A 17,448-nucleotide genomic window follows, 5' to 3' on the forward strand; every position below is an offset into this window, starting at 1 on the left:
CGTCGTCATGCGAACCGAACCCTCTTCCGGCACGCTGCCGGCGCGGGAGCACCTCCCGGCCGGACATGCCCGCACGCCCGTCCTGGACGTGGTGATCCCCGTCCACAACGAGGAGAAGGACCTCCAGCCGTGCGTGCGCAGACTGCGCGAGCACCTGGCGCGCACCTTCCCGTACGCCTTCCGCATCACCGTCGCGGACAACGCATCCACGGACAGCACACCGCTGGTGGCCGCGCGGCTGGCGGCGGAGATGCCCGAGGTCGTCTCGACCCGGCTGGAGCGGAAGGGCCGCGGCAGGGCGCTGCGCACCGTCTGGTCGGCGTCGGACGCCCCGGTCCTCGCCTACATGGACGTCGACCTCTCCACCGACCTCAACGCCCTGCTGCCGCTGGTCGCCCCGCTCATCTCCGGCCACTCCGACCTCGCGATCGGCTCACGGCTCGCCCGGTCCTCCCGGGTGGTGCGGGGCGCGAAGCGGGAGCTCGTCTCGCGCTCGTACAACCTGATCCTGCGGGGCTCCCTCCAGGCCCGGTTCTCCGACGCGCAGTGCGGCTTCAAGGCCATCCGGCGCGATGTGGCGCAGGTGCTGCTGCCCCTCGTGGAGGACAGCGGCTGGTTCTTCGACACCGAGCTGCTGGTCCTCGCCGAGCGGGCGGGTCTGCGCATCCACGAGGTGCCGGTCGACTGGGTCGACGACCCGGACTCGACCGTGCACATCGTGAGCACCGCGGCCGACGACCTCAAGGGCGTGTGGCGGGTGGGGCGCGCGCTCGCCACCGGCTCGCTCGCGCTCGACCGGCTCGCGCGGCCGTTCGGCGACGACCCGCGCGACCGTGAGATCGGGGGCGTACCGACGGGGCTCGCCCGCCAGCTCGTCGGGTTCTGCGTGGTCGGCGTCCTGTCCACGCTGTTCTACCTGCTCCTCTACAGCGGCTTCCGTACGTTCGCGGGGCCGCAGACCGCCAACGCCCTCGCCCTGCTGGTCTCGGCGGTCGCCAACACGGCGGCCAACCGGCGCCTCACCTTCGGTGTGCGGGGCCGCGACCGGGCGATGCGGCACCAGGCGCAGGGCCTGGTGGTCTTCGGCATCGGACTCGCCCTCACCAGCGGCTCGCTCGCCGCCCTGAGCGCGGCGACGGACGATCCCGCGCACTCCACCGAACTGGTGGTGCTCGTCGCCGCCAACCTCGCAGCGACGGTGCTGCGCTTCCTGCTCCTCCGGGCCTGGGTGTTCCCCGACCGGTCCGGCGCGCAGGCGTCGGCCGTCGTCGCCGCGCAGACCCCGGGCCCGCCCGCGCACACCCCCGGCCCGCCCGCGCGGACGCCGGTGCCGCTCGTCCCGCCGTACGGCGGGACGCGGCCGTACGGCTCGCAGCGGCCGTACGAGTCCGACCGGCACCGCGCCGCCGAGGACGCGGACCGCACCTGGGGGGACGCCACCGCGCACGCGCGGCCGGTGCGCCCGAACACTCACGATTCGAGGGACGCACGATGACGACGACCCGGTCCGGTACGACCCGTCAGGGAGGCAACGCTCCCGCCGGGGACGCGCGACCCGTCTGGGGCCCGCCCGATCCGCCCGGCGCGGGCGCGGTGCGTGAGCCCGGGGCCACCACCGCGGGCACCCCCGGCGGTGACGGCCCGAAGGAGCCCTTCGTACGCCGCCTCCTGCGCGGTCGGCCCGAGGACCACCGCGGGGTGCGTCCCGCGTTCCTCGTCGCGCTGCTGCTCATCGGCGCGCTCTACACCTGGAACCTCACGGCCTCCGGTTACGCCAACTCCTTCTACTCCGCGGCGGTCCAGGCCGGCAGCCAGAGCTGGAAGGCCTTCTTCTTCGGCTCCCTGGACCCGGCCAACGCCATCACGGTCGACAAGCCGCCCGCCTCGCTGTGGCCGATGGCCCTGTCGGTGCGGCTGCTGGGCCTGAACTCCTTCGCGGTCCTGTTCCCGCAGGTACTGATGGCCGTCGCCACGGCGGGAGTGCTGTACGCGTCCGTGCGCCGGCGGTTCGGCGCGGCGGCGGGCTTCCTGACCATGGCGGTGTTCGCGCTGACCCCGGTCGCCGCGCTGATGTTCCGCTTCAACAACCCGGACGCGGCCCTCGCGCTCCTGATGGCCGTCACCGTCCACTGCGTGCTGCGCGCCCTGGAGGGGGCGCGGACGAAGTGGCTGGTCCTGGCGGGGGCGGCCGTCGGCCTCGCCTTCCTGGTGAAGACGCTCCAGGCCTTCCTGATCCTCCCGCCGCTGGCTCTCGTCTACGTGCGGCTCGCGCCGACGACCCTGCGCCGGCGGATCGGGCAGATCCTCCTCGCGGGGCTGTCGCTGATCGTCGCGGGCGGCTGGTGGGTGGCCCTCGTCGAGCTGTGGCCCGCCTCCTCGCGCCCGTACGTCGGCGGCTCGCAGAACAACTCCTTCCTCGAACTGACCTTCGGCTACAACGGGCTCGGCCGCATCAACGGCGAGGAGACCGGCAGTGTCGGAGGCGGCCAGGGCGGCGGCTGGGGGGAGACCGGCTGGGACCGGATGTTCGGCTCGTCCACCGGCGGCCAGATCTCCTGGCTGATCCCGGCGGCTCTGATCCTCCTCGTCGCGTGCCTCTTCCTCACCCGACGGGCCGGGCGGACGGACACGGTCCGGGCCGCGTTCCTCGCATGGGGCGGCTCGCTGCTGATCACCCTGGTGGTCTTCAGCTACATGCAGGGCATCTTCCACGAGTACTACACGGTGGCCCTCGCCCCGTACGTCGCCGCCGTCATCGGCATGGGCGCCGGCACCCTCTGGAAGGAGCGCTCGCGGACCTGGGTCCCGTTCGCGACGGCGACCGCCGTGACGGCCACCGCGGCGTGGGGGTACGTCCTCCTCGACCGTTCCCCCGACTACCTGCCCTGGCTGAAGTGGCTGGTGCTGGTCGGCGGACTGGCCGCCGCGCTCGGCCTCGTCCTCCTCGTCCTCCTCGCACGGATCGGACGCCGGCTCGCGGCGGCCGTGGCCGGCCTGAGCGTCGCCGCGGCCCTCGCGGGGCCGACGGCGTACAGCCTCACCACCCTCGGCGAGGGCCACACCGGCTCGATCGTGACGGCCGGCCCGGCCGTCTCCGGCGGCCGCGGCGGACCGGGCGGTGGCGGCATGGGCGGCGGACCGGGCGGTGGCGGCATGCCGGGGCAGAACCAGCAGGGCGGCGGTACGGGCGGCCCGCCGACCGGCGGGTTCCCCGGCGGCGGCCAGAACCAGAACGGCCAGAACGGCAACAGTGCCCAGGGGCGCGGCGGGAACCGGCCGGGCGGCATGCCCGGCGGGGCGAACGGCGAGGGCGGGGGCATGGGCGCAGGCGGCATGGGCGGCCTGCTCAACGGCGCGAGCGTCGACTCCGAGGCCAGGGAACTGCTGAAGAAGGACTCCGGCGACTACACCTGGGTCGCGGCGGCGATAGGCGCGCAGAACGCGGCAGGCCACCAACTCTCCACCGGCGAACCGGTCATGGCGATCGGCGGGTTCAACGGCAGCGACCCGTCGCCGACCCTGGCCGAGTTCAAGCAGTACGTGGAGGACGGGAGGATCCACTACTTCATCGCCACGGGCTCCATGGGCGGCGGCGGAGGCGACTCCGGCTCCGGCTCGCGGATCAGCACGTGGGTGCAGGAGAACTTCAAGGAGGTGACGGCGGGTTCGTCCACGTTCTACGACCTGACGCAGCCGGTGAGCGGCTGACGGAGGCGGCTCCCGGGCCTCCGCCCCGTCCGCCTCCGGAGGGCCGCACGGCACCTGTTCTGCACCGCAGGAGTTCGGCAGTGGGCTGGGGCCGCGGTCCTCGGCGCCGTGCTCCCCGGCGGGCTGCCGGCCGCGGCGTTGCTCCGGCGGGCCGAGCGGGCACACTCCGCGGTGGCGGTGCCGGTCGGAGGCCCGCCCGGGTCGTGTCCGGCGGCCCCCGCCCGACGGGAGCCGGCGTGCGCGGCGCGCCGACGGGGAGGTCGCGCCCAGCGGGTACGGGGCGCCTCCTCCGCAGGAGTTCCGAGGAAGGTGCGCGATGGTGAGGGCAGCCGACCGGGCCGGGCGTCCGGCACGGAGCAGCGTCTGGCTGGAGGACAGGGCACCGCGGGGCGGGGGCGCCCGGGGCGGCCGGCCGTCGTCGCTCGACCGGGACCGGATCACCGGGGCGGCGGTACGGCTGCTGGACGCGGAGGGGCTCGCGGGCTTCTCCATGCGCCGGCTGGCCGCCGAGCTGAACGTGACGGCCATGTCCGTCTACTGGTACGTGGACACCAAGGACGACCTGCTCGAACTCGCCCTGGACGCGGCGTACGGCGAACTGGAACCGCCGGATGCGGGCGAGGGGTCCGTCCGGCACCCGGTCGGGGACGCGGCCGGGGACGGCGACCCGGCCGGGGACGGCGGGGACTGGCGTGACCGGCTGCGGGCGCTCGCCGCCGGCTACCGGGCCCTGCTCGTGCGGCACCCGTGGGTGTCGCCGCTGGCCGGCACGTTCCTCAACATCGGACCGCACTCCGTGGCCTTCTCGCAGCGCGTGCAGCAGGTGGTGCGCGACACGGGCCTGCCGCTGCGCGACCAGACCGGCGCCATCGCCGCCGTCCTCCAGTTCGTGTACGGATTCGGCACGATCGAGGGGCACTTCGTGCTGCGGTGCGCCTCGGCCGGGACGACGCAGGACGAGTACTTCCACCAGGCCATGACCGCCTTGGCCGACCACCCGCGGTTCGCCGAGGACCACGGGAGCGTCGCGGACCTCATGAAGGCCCGCGGCGGCGACACCGTCGAGGAGATGCGGGAGCGCGACTTCACGTTCGCGCTGGAACTGCTGGTGGCCGGTGTCGAGGCGATGGTCGCCCGGTCCGGGCCGCGCCCGGCGCACGGCGGTCCGGGGCGGGGCGGTCCGGGGCGGGACGGTCCGGCGGCGGACGGCTGACGGCGGGCGCCGGCGCCCCCGGAGGACGCCGACCGGAGCCGTACCGGGGGCCCCGCCGGCCGTCCGCCCGCCGGCCACCAGCCCGCCGACCGCGCCGACCGCCCCGTGAGCCGACGCGCCACGACGACCGCGCCGACCGCCCCGCGGGCCGACGCGCCACGACGCCAGGCGGGCCGGAACGGCTACGGCGCCAGGCGGGCGGGGAAGCCGCCCGTGGCCACCGGGCCCCACTCGGCCGGGGTGATCCTGATGATGGACTTGCCCTGCTGGACCATCGCCCGGCGGTACTCGTCCCAGTCCGGGTGCTCCCCCGCGATGTTCCGGTAGTACTCGACGAGCGGCTCCACCGAGTCCGGGGCGTCGATGACCTCGGCGGTCCCGTCGATCCGGACCCAGGGCCCGTTCCAGTCGTCGCTCAGCACGATGAGGCTGACCCGCTCGTCCCGCTGGGCGTTGCGGGTCTTCGCGCGCTCCGGGTAGGTCGACACGACGATGCGCCCGGAGTCGTCGACCCCGCAGGTCAGGGGCGAACCCTGAGGGCCGCCGTCGGCCCGGCGGGTGAGCAGGACGGCGCGGTGGCGGGGGCGTACGAAGTCCAGCAACTCGTCCAGGGAGACAACGGTGTTCGTTGCGATGTTCGGTGCCATGGCGTCAGCCTAGGACGCGGCCGGCTCCGCCCGGCGCTACGCGGCCACGGCCTCCGCCAGGCAGTCGTACACCGGGACGTCCCGGCGCAGTCCGGTCAGTTCCAGGACCCGGACCGCCGCCCCGTCGGGCCGTGCCGCCACCCGCAGTTCGGAGCTCCGGGGCAGCCTGCCGCGGACGTCGGAGATCACCCGGACGCCCTGGGAGTCCATGAAGTCCGTACCGGTCAGGTCCAGGACGAGCCGCCGCAGCCGTCCCCGGCGGGCGTCCACCACGTCCATGGTGCCGAGGAAGAGGAATTCGGCGTTGAGAAGGTCGATTTCCCGGGGGAACGCCAGCAGCGTGCATCCCGGCAGATCGCGGGGGCTGGGGAACAAGGGCACACCACTCACCTGGCAGACATTCGTCCGGATTCAGATGAGGCCGCTTCCTGACCTGTATGAGCCATTTCACCACGCGCGGGGGTGAGATCGGTAGTGCGTTCGAAGAGCTGCGCCCTCACCCCATCGGAGCAGCTAAAGTGCTGTTCATCCTGTGCTCGCAGTCGGGAATGTGCTGCGGAGCTCTCCTGCGCATGGCCGCCGGGGTCTGTCGTCCCACGGACGACGGGGTCCGGGGTCGTGCATGCCGAAGAGGTTCGTGGTGGCTGCGACTGATTTTTCTGAATTGCCCCCTTTTTCCGAGGGGTTCGGGCTGGCCGAGACGTTGACGGTGGTGGCTCGGGAACTGCACGAGACATCCGGTCCGCGCAACACCCTGCGGACCGCCGTCCGGCTCGCCGTGCACATCCTTCCGGGGGCCGAGCACGCGGGCATCTCCGTCATCGAACGCACGGCCCGTCACCAGACGCTTGCCTGGACGGACGAGGTTGTCCGCTCCGCCGACGCGCTGAACGGGGGCCGCGACCAGCACCCGCACTGGACCCGGCTGTGGACCACCCCGATCGCCCGGATCGAGGACAGCGCGTCCGGCGACGACGAGGGCGAGCCCGCCCTGTCCGACCTGGGGCTGAGATCGGTGCTCTCGCTGCGGGTGCGCGCCGACCGGCGGAAGATCACCGTCCTGACCGCGTACGCGCGCAAACCCAGGGCGTTCGACGAGTCCGCGACCCGTATCGGCAGGATGTTCACCACCCAGGTCGGCATCGCCCTCGAATCGGCGACGGTGCGCGAGCAGCTCACCGAGGCCATGCGCACCAGGGACCTGATCGGGCAGGCCACCGGCATCCTCATGGAACGCCTCGACATCGACGCGGCGGAGGCCTTCGACAGCCTCGTACGGACCTCCCAGCGGGAGAACGTCAAGTTGCGCGACCTGGCCCGGCGGATCGTCGACGCCACGAGCCGCGACTGAGGCGTGCCGGTCCGGGGTGCCGGGCGCCGGGGAGGAAGCCGGGCGGACGCGGCCGGTCCGGCGGGCGTGGGCGGCCCGCCCCCGGACACGCGCACGGCCCCGGACACGCGCACGGTCCTGGGCGGGCGCTGGAAGGTGGGGCGGCGGGTCAGGCCGCCGGTGCCGCCGGCAGGTCCGTACCCCGGACCGCCTGGACGTCCAGCTCCACCCGCAGCGTCGCGCCGACGGCCGAGATGCCGGCCCGGACCACCTGGTTGTAGTGCATCGCGAAATCCTCCCGGCGCAGCTCCGCCGTGGCCCGGAACGCGGCACGGGTGCCGCCCCACGGGTCCGGACCGGTGCCGAGGTACGCGAGGTCCAGGTCCACCGGGCGCACGACGCCGCGCATGCCGAGTTCGCCGCGCACCGTCCAGCGGTCGGGTCCGGCCGCCGCCAGGCCCGAGGAGCGGTAGGTGATCTCCGGGTGGGCCGCCGCGTCCAGGAAGTCGGGCGATCTGAGGTGCTCGTCGCGCAGGGCGTTGCCCGTGTCGATCGAGGCCGCCGAGATCACGGCCTCCACCCGGGAGGCTGTCACGTCCCCCGCCGCGATCCCGATGCGGGCCGTGAACTCCGTGAACCGCCCGTGCACGCTGGAGATCCCCAGATGCCGGGCGACCGCGCCCACCGACGAGTGCGCCGGGTCGACGGTCCATGCCCCGGGCGGCGGCAGTTCCGTCCCGCCCCGCCGTGCCAGCGTCACCGTGCCGACCTCGGCGCGCCCGCTCGCCGTGACGATCGCGCTCGACGCGACGGGGGCGTACCCGACCGCTGTCACGATCACGGTGTGCGCCCCCGGCGCCAGCGCGGTCCCGTCCCGGACGACCCCCTCGGGGTCGGCCTCGGCCCGGACCACCTGGGCGCCCGTCATGTCCGTCACCGTCACGACCGCGTGCGAGACGGCCCATCCGTCCTTCGTACGGATCCGCGCGGTCAGTCCCATGTCTCGCAACTCCTCGCAGTGGACCGGCCCGCGGGGCGTGCCTCCGCCAGGAGCACGCCCCACGGGCCGGGGTCCCGACTACTCGCCGGGGTGGGCGAGTTCGATGTCGTGGCCGTCCGCCCCGCCGCCGGTGACGGTCAGCGCGGTCGCCACCGGCGGGTAGCCGGTCGCGATGACGGTGTACTCGCCGCCGTCCAGATCGGTGAAGGCGTACGCCCCGTCCGTGCCGGTCCTGGCCGAGCCGACCACGTTGCCCGCCGCGTCGACGAGCGTGACCCGCGCGTCGGCGAGCGGACCGCCGGGCGCACGGACGACCCCCTGGAGCCGCGCGCCGGCGCTGAGTTCGACCTCGACCCGGGTGACCCCGGTGCCTCCGACGTCGACGGGCAGCGCGACCGGCCGGTGCCCGGCGGCGTTGACCGCGACGGTCACGGTGCCGGGAACCAGCTCCGCGACCGCGAACTCGCCCTGCTCACCGGTGGATCCGGTGGCCAGCACGTCACCGCGCACATCGGTCACCACGACCATGGCGTCCTTGACGGGACCCCCGTCCGCGGCGGCCCGCACGACACCGCTCAGCCCGCTCGTGCCGCTCAGCAGCACGTCGTACGCGACCGGCCCGTCGTGCACCACGATCGTCGAGGCCTGCGGCTGGAAGCCGTCGGCGGAGGCGATCAGGACGTACGAGCCCGTGCCGGGCGCGTCCAGCGCGTAGGCGCCGTCGGCCTGCGCGACCGAGCGGCCGAGCTGGCGTCCGCCGAGGGAGATCAGCGTGACGGCGGCCCGGGGGACGGGCGCGTTCTCGGCGCCGCGCACGAAGCCGTGCACCGCGATCCCGCCCGGTCCGGCGCCGCCGGGCCCGTCGAGGGCGGTGGCGGTGGCGGTGGCGACGGCCGCGGGCCGAGGGGAGCCCTGGGCGCCGGCAGCCGTGCCGGAGTCCGCGACGGATGCGCCGGGGAGGCCCTCCGCCGCCGGCGCGCCCGCGACGGCCTCCGTGGCCGCGACGGCCTCCGACGGGACCGTCGCGCCGCCGGCGACCTGGGCCTCGGCGCCGGCCGGCCCGTCGGACGCGGCCTGGGCGAGCGCGCCCGAGGTGCGCAGCGGCACCTCCTTGATGAACAGCGTGACGACGAGGGCGAGCAGGGCCGTGCAGGCGGCGATCAGGAACACGTCCGCGATGCCGTGCCCGTACGCGCTCTCCACGACCGCGCGCAGCGGAGCCGGCAGCGCGTCCATGTCCGGGATGCTGCCGTTGCCCGAGCCCGCCGCGGCGGCGTACTTCGGGTCGATGCCGGACAGGCCGTCCTTGACGTAGTCCGTGATCCGGTGGGCCATCACCGCGCCCAGCGCTGAGACGCCCATCGCGCCGCCGAGGGAGCGGAAGAAGGTGACCGTGGAGCTGGCGGCGCCGAGGTCCCGCGGTGCCACCTGGTTCTGCGTGCAGAGCACCAGGTTCTGCATCATCATGCCGATGCCGAGGCCCAGCAGCGCCATGAAGACGGCGGTCTTCCAGTAGTCCGTGTCGTACCGGATGGTGCCCAGCAGGCCCAGGCCCGCGGTGATCAGCACGCCGCCCGCGACCAGCCAGGCCTTCCACCGGCCCGTCCTGGTGATGATCTGGCCGGAGACGGTGGAGGAGACGAACAGGCCGCCGATCATCGGGATGGTCAGCACACCGGACATGGTGGGCGACTCGTTCCTGGCGAGCTGGAAGTACTGGCTGAAGAAGACCGTGCCGGAGAACATCGCGATGCCGACGAAGAGCGAGGCGATCGACGACAGGGCGATGGTGCGGTTGCGGAAGAGGCGCAGCGGGATGATCGGTTCCGCGGCCCTCGACTCGACGAGCACGAAGAGCAGGCCCAGCAGGACGGAGCCGCCGACCATCGCGCCGCTCTGCCAGGACAGCCAGTCGTACTTGTCACCCGCGAAGGTGACCCAGAGCAGCAGCAGCGAGACGGCGGCGGAGACAAGGAACGCGCCGTTCCAGTCGACCTTGACGTCCCGCTTCACGACGGGCAGGTGCAGGGTCTTCTGGAGCACGATCAGCGCGATGACCGCGAAGGGCACGCCGACGTAGAAGCACCAGCGCCAGCCGAGCCAACTCGTGTCGGTGATGACGCCGCCGAGCAGCGGACCGCCCACGGTCGCGACGGCGAAGGTGGCACCGAGGTAGCCGGAGTAACGGCCGCGCTCGCGCGGGGAGATCATGGCCGCCATGACGATCTGCGCCAGCGCGGAGAGGCCGCCGACGCCGATGCCCTGCACGACGCGGCAGGCGATGAGCATGCCGGCGTTCTGCGACAGGCCGGCGGCGGCCGATCCGAGGACGTAGACCACCAGCGCGATCTGGACGAGCGCCTTCTTGCTGTAGAGGTCGGCCAGCTTGCCCCACAGGGGTGTGGCCGCGGTCATCGACAGCAGGGCGGCGGTGACGACCCAGGTGTAGGCCGACTGGCCGCCTCCGAGGTCGCCGATGATCTCCGGAAGGGCGTTGGAGACGATCGTCGACGACAGGATCGCGACGAACATGCCGAGCAGCAGCCCGGAGAGGGCCTCCATGATCTGCCGGTGGGTCATCGGAGTGCCCTCGGGGGCGCCTCCGTGCTTGGCGTGAGAGCCCCGCACACCTGCTGGTGTGGTCGTTGCCATGGGCTTCCTTTTCTTGTGGTGCTTCATACGGGTGTACGGGTGGTCCGCTCGGCCGGCACCGGATCGGGCACCGGGAGCGGTGCCGGCGCGGGCGCGTCCGCCGTCCTGGGGGCGGGCGGCGGGGACGGGTCGAGCACGGGCGGCGGGGGCGGCCGGAGCGCGGCGGCCGGTACGGGCCGGCAGTCGCCGAAGCTGCCGCGCAGCCGTCCCAGCAGGGCGTTGAGCCGGTCGACCTCGTCGTCGGTCCAGTCCGCCAAGTAGTGGGCGAGCGCGTTCATGTAGCGCTCGGAGAGGTCGGCGAGCATGTCCCGGCCCGCCGGGGTGAGCCGCAGGATGCGCGACCGCTTGTCGGCGGGGTCGGGGGACCGGTCGATCCAGCCGCGCTCCGCCACGTGCGCCACGTGCCGGCTCGTCACCGACATGTCGATGGCGAGCAGTTCCGCGAGCCGGCTCATGCGCATCTCGCCGTGCCGGTCCAGCAGGTTGAGCACCGCGGCCGAACCGGCCGGGCACTCGTGCGGGAGGACTCTGCCCAGGCCTCGCTTCACCGCGCCGATGGCACTGAGCTGCCTGGCCAGCTCCTCGTACTGACCCCGAGCGGCCATGGCACCTCCCTATTTTGTTGCTTGAGGCAACCATAGAAACAGTTGGTTGCTGCAGGCAAACTAAAACGGGCGGAGCGGGCTAAAACCTTGGTAAAGCGAAGTCTGGGCGGGTGTAAAGCCGCTGGTGGGGGCAGGTGCGGACCGTATCCGCGGAACGGCCGCCCGGCTCCGCGGCCGGCGTCCTTCGGGGGCCCCGGCACTTGGGCGGCCTGCGGACATTCGCTAAGGTCCGGTCCATGGCAAACACCCAGGGCCCCGAGGGCAACTACGACCCCGCGGGTAGCACCCAGATGTTCCGAGCGTTCGTCGACGACCCGCAGGGCCGTCAGCAGCAGGCGGCCCCGGCCGGCCCCCGCGTCGGCCTCATCGCCGGCGTGATCGCGGTGGTCGTCGTCGTGGCCGTCGTCGCCTGGCTCGCGCTGGCGTAACAGGGGCGGGGCGCGGCCCTACTCCCACCGGACGGACACGTCCCGCGTCTCGACGTGCATGCCCAGCGGAACCCGCCAGGCGTCGACGCACACCGTCCAGGTCCTCTCCGTGTGCCCGCCCGCGGCGATCGGCACCGGCAGCTCCTCGGTCGACTCCACGGTCGCCCAGTCGGTGCCGAGCGCCCCGATGATGTGCGTCCCGAACGTGACCGTGCCCGAACGCACCGCGGTGCCCCCGGTGTTGCGGAAGCCGACGGTGACCTTCTCGCACCAGCGACGGTCCGCGGGTTCGCGCTCGGGCGTACCCGTGCTCAGTGCCGCCGGGCGGGGCGCGGTCGTCGCCGAGGGGGCGCCGGACGGTCCCCCCGGGGCCGAACTCCCGCTCGGGCGAACGGAATCGCCGCCGCGCGCCGGTGCCGTACGGGCTCCGTCCCGGTCCGGTCCCGTGTCCGCCCCGGACGCGGACGGGCCCCCGCCGGTGTCCGGGGCGGCCGGCCCCCGCGAACTCCCGTCACCGGCAGGCCCGTCGGCGGCCGACGGGCCGTCGAGCGGCGTCAACTCCACCTCGCCGGTGGGCGCCACCGCTCCGCCCGGCGCGGGGGGCCGCTGCACGGCGACCCGGCCCGGACCGCCGCCCCCGGCTCCGCAGGCGACGAGGACCATGCCCAGGCAGACGACGGTCGCCGCGGCACCCCCAAGGGCACCACGGCGACCGCTCATCGAATCGCGCACCACCTGACGACGCATCGCGGCAGTATGGCTGACGGTCCGTCAATTCTGAACCCCCGGGATGGTTCCCGCCCCGATCGCGGCGGGGCCCGGTGGCGACTCAGTCGGAGATGAGTCCCTCCCGCAGCTGCGACAGGGTCCGCGTGAGCAGCCGGGAGACGTGCATCTGCGAGATCCCGACCTCCTCGCCGATCTGCGACTGCGTCATGTTGGCGAAGAAGCGCAGCATGATGATCCGCCGCTCCCTGGGCGGAAGCTTGGCCAGCAGGGGCTTCAGGGACTCGCGGTACTCGACGCCCTCCAGGGCAGTGTCCTCGTAGCCGAGGCGGTCCGCGAGGGAGCCCTCGCCGCCGTCGTCCTCGGGCGCCGGGGAGTCGAGCGAGGAGGCCGTGTACGCGTTGCCGACCGCGAGGCCGTCGACCACGTCCTCCTCGGACACCCCGAGAGCGACGGCCAGTTCGGCGACGGTCGGGGAGCGGTCCAGCTTCTGGGAGAGCTCGTCACTGGCCTTGGTGAGGGCCAGCCGCAGCTCCTGGAGCCGGCGCGGCACCCGCACCGACCACGACGTGTCCCGGAAGAACCTCTTGATCTCGCCCACGACCGTCGGCATCGCGAACGTGGGGAACTCGACGCCCCGTTCGCAGTCGAAGCGGTCGATCGCCTTGATCAGGCCGATCGTGCCGACCTGGACGATGTCCTCCATGGGCTCGTTGCGCGACCGGAACCGGGCGGCGGCGTAACGCACCAGCGGGAGGTTGAGCTCGATCAGTGTGTCCCGTACGTAGGCGCGCTCGGGGCTGTTCTCGTCGAGTGCGGCGAGCCGCAGGAACAGGGAGCGGGACAGCGTGCGGGTGTCGATGACTTCCGGGGTCGGGGGGAAGGCCGGGGCTTCCGGGGCCGGGACGGCCGGGACATCGACACTCTGAAGCGCGTCGGGCGCGGATTCGCTCTTCGTGAGCGTGAGCACCTTCGAGCTGCCCTGGTCTGCGGACATGCCACCCCCTTTGGGTCGCGGACGGTCGCGGCGGACGCTCCCGTCGAAGGAACGCAGCCTCCACCTGAATACCGGAGGCGGGGCTGCGGCAAACGCGTCAGCGGAAGAATGTCACATGTCGGCAACACGCTGTAGTGACATGTCGACACTGAAGGGGTGAATAGGCCCTGGAAAAAGGGGGTCTGACGGTTTATCACCGCAGAAACGTCGTGAAAAGGCCTTGAGAGCGATTCGCTCTCCCGAGCTACGCCTCGATCCTGTTTGCGGATCGGAGCCGGGCGAAGCTGCGGGCGAGGAGTCTTGACACGTGCATCTGCGACACGCCCAGTTCCGCGCTGATCTGGGACTGCGTCAGATTGCTGTAGTAGCGCAGCAGGAGGATGCGCTGCTCGCGCTCCGGAAGCTGCACGAGCAGGTGCCGTACGAGGTCGCGGTGCTCCACGCCGTCCAGGGCCGGGTCCTCGTAGCCGAGCCGGTCGAGGAGCCCCGGCAGCCCGTCGCCCTCCTGGGCGGCCTCCAGGGAGGTCGCGTGGTAGGAGCGTCCGGCCTCGATGCAGGCCAGGACCTCCTCCTCGGTGATCCGCAGCCGCTCGGCGACCTCGGCGGTGGTCGGCACGCGCCCGAAGGCCGTCGTGAGGTCCTCCGTCGCGCTGTTCACCTGCACCCACAGCTCGTGCAGCCGGCGCGGCACGTGGACCGTGCGCACGTTGTCGCGGAAGTACCGCTTGATCTCGCCCACCACGGTCGGCATCGCGAAGGTCGGGAACTGCACGCCCCGTTCGGGGTCGAAGCGGTCGATGGCGTTGATCAGGCCGATCGTGCCGACCTGGACAACGTCCTCCATGGGCTCGTTGCGCGAGCGGAAGCGGGCGGCGGCGTAGCGCACCAGCGGCAGGTTCGCCTCGATCAGGGCGGTCCGCACCCGGCCGTGCTCGGGGCTGCCCGGTTCGAGGTCCTTGAGCTCGCCGAACAGCAGCTGGGTGAGGGCCCGGGTGTCGGCGCCGCGGCGCCGTTGCGGCCCCTGTGACCCGTCGGGCTCGTCGATCCGCTCCAGCGCCTGTGGCTTCTGCTGGGGCGGTGCTTGAGGCGCAGTACTGGCCGGCACGGTCAACTCCACCTCTGGTCCGTCAGAACGCAGTCCGTCACCACGCGGTCCGTCGCAGCGCGGACCGTCACAACGCAGACCGTCAGACAAATGCGTCAACTCATCGGTCAAAAGCGGTCATAGCATCACAAGACATGTGCACTGTGTGCAAGCACCGTTCGACACCGTGTTGAGCGGGGACCGGCGTCCCGGAACGGGTCCGGGACAGGTCCCGGACGGGTCCGGGACGGGGAACGGCCCCCCGCCGTTCGGGCGGGGGGCCGGGACCGGGCGCGGGGCGCGGCTCAGAACTCGTAGTCGGCGATCACCCACGTGGCGAACTCCCGCCACAGGCCGACGCCCGCCGTGTGCGCGGGGTGCTCCAGGTACCGCTTGAGGGCGTCCGCGTCCTCGACCGCCGAGTTGATCGCGAAGTCGTGGGCGACGGGGCGGTCGGAGATGTTCCAGCCGCACTCCCAGAACGCCAGCTCCGGGATCAGGCCGCCGAGCGCGCGGAAGGCGGCGACACCCTCGACGACGCGCGGATCGTCCCGCACCACGCCGTCGTTGAGCTTGAAGAGGACCAGGTGGCGGATCACGTGCACTCCCAGGGCGACGGGGGGACGGCGGATGCCGCCCGGCCCCCGGTCGCGGTGACGGCTCCCGGCCCCGGGCCCGTCAGTCCGGCGCCCCGTCCGCGATCCACGTCATGAAGTCGCCGACGGCCTGAGCGGCGTTCGATATGCCCTCGAAGCCTATCTGCACGTAGTCGGCGGCCTTGGCGGGGTCGGTGATGATCACGTACAGCGCGAAGACCACGACCACGTAGACGGCGATCTTCTTCGAATTCACCGCCATCGCGGCCTCCCCCTGTGACTGCTGCGCCTGTCGGGACCCCTGTTGCCGGCGGCGAGTCTAACCCGGTCCGACGATCTGACGATCTTTCATGAACGGCCGGTCTGTCCAGGCCCGTGACGGGTGCGTCGGTCGGCCGGGAACGCAAGAAGGGCCCCGTCCTCGGACGGGGCCCTCCAGAAGCGGTAGCGGAGGGATTTGAACCCTCGGTGACTTGCGCCACACTCGCTTTCGAGGCGAGCTCCTTCGGCCGCTCGGACACGCTACCGAGAGAGATCCTAGCCCACGATGGGCCGTGCTCCGAAATCGGTATCCGTCCGCCCGTCCGGCAGGGGCTCAGCGGCCCCGGAAGAAGTCGGTGAGCAGCCGGGCGCACTCCTCGTCGAGGACGCCGGCGATCACTTCGGGCCGGTGGTTGAGGCGCCGGTCGCGCACGACGTCCCACACGGAACCCGCGGCGCCGGCCTTGTCGTCGCGGGCGCCGTAGACGACCCGGTCCACCCGGGACTGCACGAGGGCGCCCGCGCACATGGTGCAGGGTTCCAGCGTCACGACGAGCGTGCAGCCGGTGAGCCGCCACGCGCCGAGCCGCGCGGCAGCCCTGCGGAGCGCGAGCACCTCGGCGTGGGCGGTCGGATCACCGGCCGCCTCACGTTCGTTGTGCCCGGCGGCGAGCACCGTCGAGCCGTCCGGGGACAGCACGACGGCGCCCACGGGGACGTCCCCGCCCCGGACGGCCAGCTCGGCCTCGTCCAGGGCCAGGCGCATCGCCGCCCGCCAGGGGTCACGTACGGGATCGTGTCCGTTCCGGTCGTCCACAGGGCTCAGCGGACGGTCTCCAGGACGTCGGCCGCCCCGAGGACCTCGGCGATCTCGCCGAGTGCGTCGGTGCTGTCCAGGGCCAGCAGCCCCTTCACGTCCACGCCGAGGTCGGCGAGGACCTCGCGGTCCCCGATGGGTCCTGACGGCACGGTCTCCCCCTTGGCGACGGGGGCCTCCTCTTCGTCGGCCTCGTCCTCGTCGGGTTCACCGTCCTCGGTGCCGTCGAGGTCGAGGGAGTCCAGATCGGCGACGTCGTCGTCGGGATCCCTTCCGAGCAGTTCGTCCGTGAGCAGGATCTCGCCGTACGAACTGCGGGCAGCGGCTGCGGCGTCCGAGACGTAGATACGAGGGTCCTCCTCGCCGTCCACGCGGACGACGCCGAACCACGCGTCCTCCTGCTCGATGAGAACGAGCACCGTGTCGTCGTCCACCGAGGCCTCACGGGCCAGGTCGGTCAGATCCGACAGGGTCTCCACATCGTCGAGCTCTGTGTCGCTCGCTTCCCACCCGTCTTCGGTGCGCGCGAGCAGTGCGGCGAAGTACACCGTGACTCTCCCACTGGTCCTAGGCGTGCCGGTTGGGGGTCCCCCCGGCGGAGGTCGTGGACGGGGAGTGCGTACACCGAGCCCCGCCCACTCGGAATCGTGGCAGAAACGGAGCGCTCAGGAGAGGTCTTCGGCTCGCTGTGTCCCGGTCGCGTCCCCGCGTCCCGCACAGACGGCACCCGCCGGGTGCCGCCGCATGGCCTCGCCCGGGTGCCCAGCACCCGCCGACAGCGGGATCGTACGCCGCCGGGGTGTCCGCCCCGAACACGGCGGTCCGGGTTCCGCACGGACAGGGCGGCCGGGCGTGGCGCGCGGCGGGCGCAGCCACCCGCGTGGACGCGGCTACCAGCGGAAGGTGCGCATGCGCATGGCGTGGCGCAGCCGGGCGGCCTTCGCCCGCCGGGGCTGGACCCGGTCGCGCAGCTCGCGCGCCTCGGTGAGGTCCCGCAGGAACTGGGCCCGGCGCCTGCGGCGCTCCGCCTCGCTCTCCGGGCTCTCGGGGATTCCGGGGCTTCCCGGGACCCCGGGGCCCGCCGGGCGCTCGGGGCCCCTCGGGGCCGCCCGGTCCTGCTCGCCCGGGCCGCTCGGAACTCCCGGGCCCTTCGGGTTCTTCCGGTTCCGCTGTGCCGGGTCCGGCATCGGCAACACCCCCAGTCGGTCCCTCCCACTTTCCCTCCGACGGGCGGTTTGATGCCAGTGGTGGTTTGCGGGACGCAAGCGACGCGACAGCCGGGGCCGGGACGGGCCGGCGACGCGCCCGGGGACCCCGCGGCGCCGGAGGCGCGCCGCCGCCCGACGGAAAGCGGAACCCGGACGGGGGAAGCGGGCCCCGCGAG

Annotated in this window: 18 protein-coding genes and 1 tRNA gene; 5 read left to right on the forward strand and 14 right to left on the reverse strand. The window is 73.1% G+C overall.

The window, feature by feature from the left end:
• Positions 1–7 precede the first annotated feature (7 nt).
• From IE265_RS26335 to IE265_RS26345, 3 genes are all read left to right on the forward strand, one after another.
• Positions 8–1,495 carry a bifunctional glycosyltransferase family 2/GtrA family protein gene (locus IE265_RS26335; RefSeq protein ID WP_190038165.1) on the forward strand — a complete coding sequence of 496 codons (1,488 nt, stop codon included), beginning with the start codon at positions 8–10 and terminating at the stop codon, positions 1,493–1,495.
• Positions 1,492–3,708 carry an ArnT family glycosyltransferase gene (locus IE265_RS26340; RefSeq protein ID WP_190038166.1) on the forward strand — a complete coding sequence of 739 codons (2,217 nt, stop codon included), beginning with the start codon at positions 1,492–1,494 and terminating at the stop codon, positions 3,706–3,708. The genes IE265_RS26335 and IE265_RS26340 overlap by 4 nt, the downstream gene beginning before the upstream one ends.
• A 316-nt stretch (positions 3,709–4,024) precedes the next feature.
• The gene (locus tag IE265_RS26345) at positions 4,025–4,921 is read left to right on the forward strand and encodes a TetR/AcrR family transcriptional regulator (protein WP_190038167.1); all 897 of its coding nucleotides are present in this window, start codon (positions 4,025–4,027) and stop codon (positions 4,919–4,921) included.
• A gap of 182 nt (positions 4,922–5,103) precedes the next feature.
• Here IE265_RS26345 and IE265_RS26350 read toward each other — a convergent pair whose 3' ends face one another.
• Complete coding sequence (locus tag IE265_RS26350; protein ID WP_190038168.1) at positions 5,104–5,568, reverse strand: PPOX class F420-dependent oxidoreductase; 465 nt, start codon at positions 5,566–5,568, stop codon at positions 5,104–5,106.
• Between the two features lie 36 nt (positions 5,569–5,604).
• Complete coding sequence (locus IE265_RS26355) at positions 5,605–5,949, reverse strand: STAS domain-containing protein (RefSeq protein ID WP_190038169.1); 345 nt, start codon at positions 5,947–5,949, stop codon at positions 5,605–5,607.
• 241 nt (positions 5,950–6,190) lie between these two features.
• Between IE265_RS26355 and IE265_RS26360 the strand changes: the two genes are divergently transcribed.
• Positions 6,191–6,919: a GAF and ANTAR domain-containing protein gene (locus IE265_RS26360; protein ID WP_190038170.1), complete on the forward strand. Its 729-nt coding sequence runs from the start codon at positions 6,191–6,193 to the stop codon at positions 6,917–6,919.
• 148 nt (positions 6,920–7,067) lie between these two features.
• Here IE265_RS26360 and IE265_RS26365 read toward each other — a convergent pair whose 3' ends face one another.
• From IE265_RS26365 to IE265_RS26375, 3 genes are all read right to left on the reverse strand, one after another.
• Positions 7,068–7,898, reverse strand: a complete 831-nt coding sequence (locus IE265_RS26365; RefSeq protein WP_190038171.1) for a YceI family protein — start codon at positions 7,896–7,898, stop codon at positions 7,068–7,070.
• 78 nt (positions 7,899–7,976) lie between these two features.
• Entirely contained in the window at positions 7,977–10,478 is a 2,502-nt protein-coding gene (locus tag IE265_RS26370) for an MFS transporter (RefSeq protein WP_466474558.1), read from the reverse strand.
• Positions 10,479–10,573: 95 nt separating this feature from the next.
• The gene (locus IE265_RS26375) at positions 10,574–11,155 is read right to left on the reverse strand and encodes a MarR family winged helix-turn-helix transcriptional regulator (protein WP_190038173.1); all 582 of its coding nucleotides are present in this window, start codon (positions 11,153–11,155) and stop codon (positions 10,574–10,576) included.
• 236 nt (positions 11,156–11,391) lie between these two features.
• Between IE265_RS26375 and IE265_RS26380 the strand changes: the two genes are divergently transcribed.
• The gene (locus tag IE265_RS26380; protein WP_190038174.1) at positions 11,392–11,583 is read left to right on the forward strand and encodes a hypothetical protein; all 192 of its coding nucleotides are present in this window, start codon (positions 11,392–11,394) and stop codon (positions 11,581–11,583) included.
• An 18-nt stretch (positions 11,584–11,601) separates the two neighbouring features.
• On the opposite strand, the gene IE265_RS26385 is transcribed toward IE265_RS26380, so the two are convergent.
• The 9 genes from IE265_RS26385 to IE265_RS26425 all read right to left on the reverse strand — a co-directional run bounded on the left by IE265_RS26385 (position 11,602) and on the right by IE265_RS26425 (position 17,251).
• Positions 11,602–12,330 (reverse strand): hypothetical protein, encoded by a 729-nt coding sequence (locus IE265_RS26385; RefSeq protein ID WP_190038175.1) that lies wholly within the window; start codon positions 12,328–12,330, stop codon positions 11,602–11,604.
• A gap of 82 nt (positions 12,331–12,412) precedes the next feature.
• Positions 12,413–13,306 carry an RNA polymerase sigma factor SigF gene (locus IE265_RS26390; RefSeq protein WP_190038176.1) on the reverse strand — a complete coding sequence of 298 codons (894 nt, stop codon included), beginning with the start codon at positions 13,304–13,306 and terminating at the stop codon, positions 12,413–12,415.
• Between the two features lie 244 nt (positions 13,307–13,550).
• The gene (locus IE265_RS26395) at positions 13,551–14,411 is read right to left on the reverse strand and encodes an RNA polymerase sigma factor SigF (RefSeq protein ID WP_190038177.1); all 861 of its coding nucleotides are present in this window, start codon (positions 14,409–14,411) and stop codon (positions 13,551–13,553) included.
• Positions 14,412–14,695: 284 nt separating this feature from the next.
• Positions 14,696–14,989 (reverse strand): Dabb family protein, encoded by a 294-nt coding sequence (locus tag IE265_RS26400; protein WP_190038178.1) that lies wholly within the window; start codon positions 14,987–14,989, stop codon positions 14,696–14,698.
• A 79-nt stretch (positions 14,990–15,068) separates the two neighbouring features.
• Entirely contained in the window at positions 15,069–15,248 is a 180-nt protein-coding gene (locus IE265_RS26405) for a hypothetical protein (RefSeq protein ID WP_190038179.1), read from the reverse strand.
• A 180-nt stretch (positions 15,249–15,428) separates the two neighbouring features.
• Positions 15,429–15,513, reverse strand: a tRNA-Ser gene (locus IE265_RS26410).
• Between the two features lie 68 nt (positions 15,514–15,581).
• Entirely contained in the window at positions 15,582–16,013 is a 432-nt protein-coding gene (tadA, locus tag IE265_RS26415) for a tRNA adenosine(34) deaminase TadA (RefSeq protein WP_229916546.1), read from the reverse strand.
• Between the two features lie 56 nt (positions 16,014–16,069).
• On the reverse strand, positions 16,070–16,612 hold the full coding sequence (locus IE265_RS26420; protein WP_190038180.1) for a tRNA adenosine deaminase-associated protein: 543 nt from the start codon (positions 16,610–16,612) through the stop codon (positions 16,070–16,072).
• A 342-nt stretch (positions 16,613–16,954) separates the two neighbouring features.
• Complete coding sequence (locus IE265_RS26425) at positions 16,955–17,251, reverse strand: hypothetical protein (RefSeq protein ID WP_190038209.1); 297 nt, start codon at positions 17,249–17,251, stop codon at positions 16,955–16,957.
• Positions 17,252–17,448 lie beyond the last annotated feature (197 nt).

It is taken from the genome of Streptomyces fructofermentans (genome assembly GCF_014651055.1).
GTDB lineage: Bacteria > Actinomycetota > Actinomycetes > Streptomycetales > Streptomycetaceae > Streptomyces > Streptomyces fructofermentans.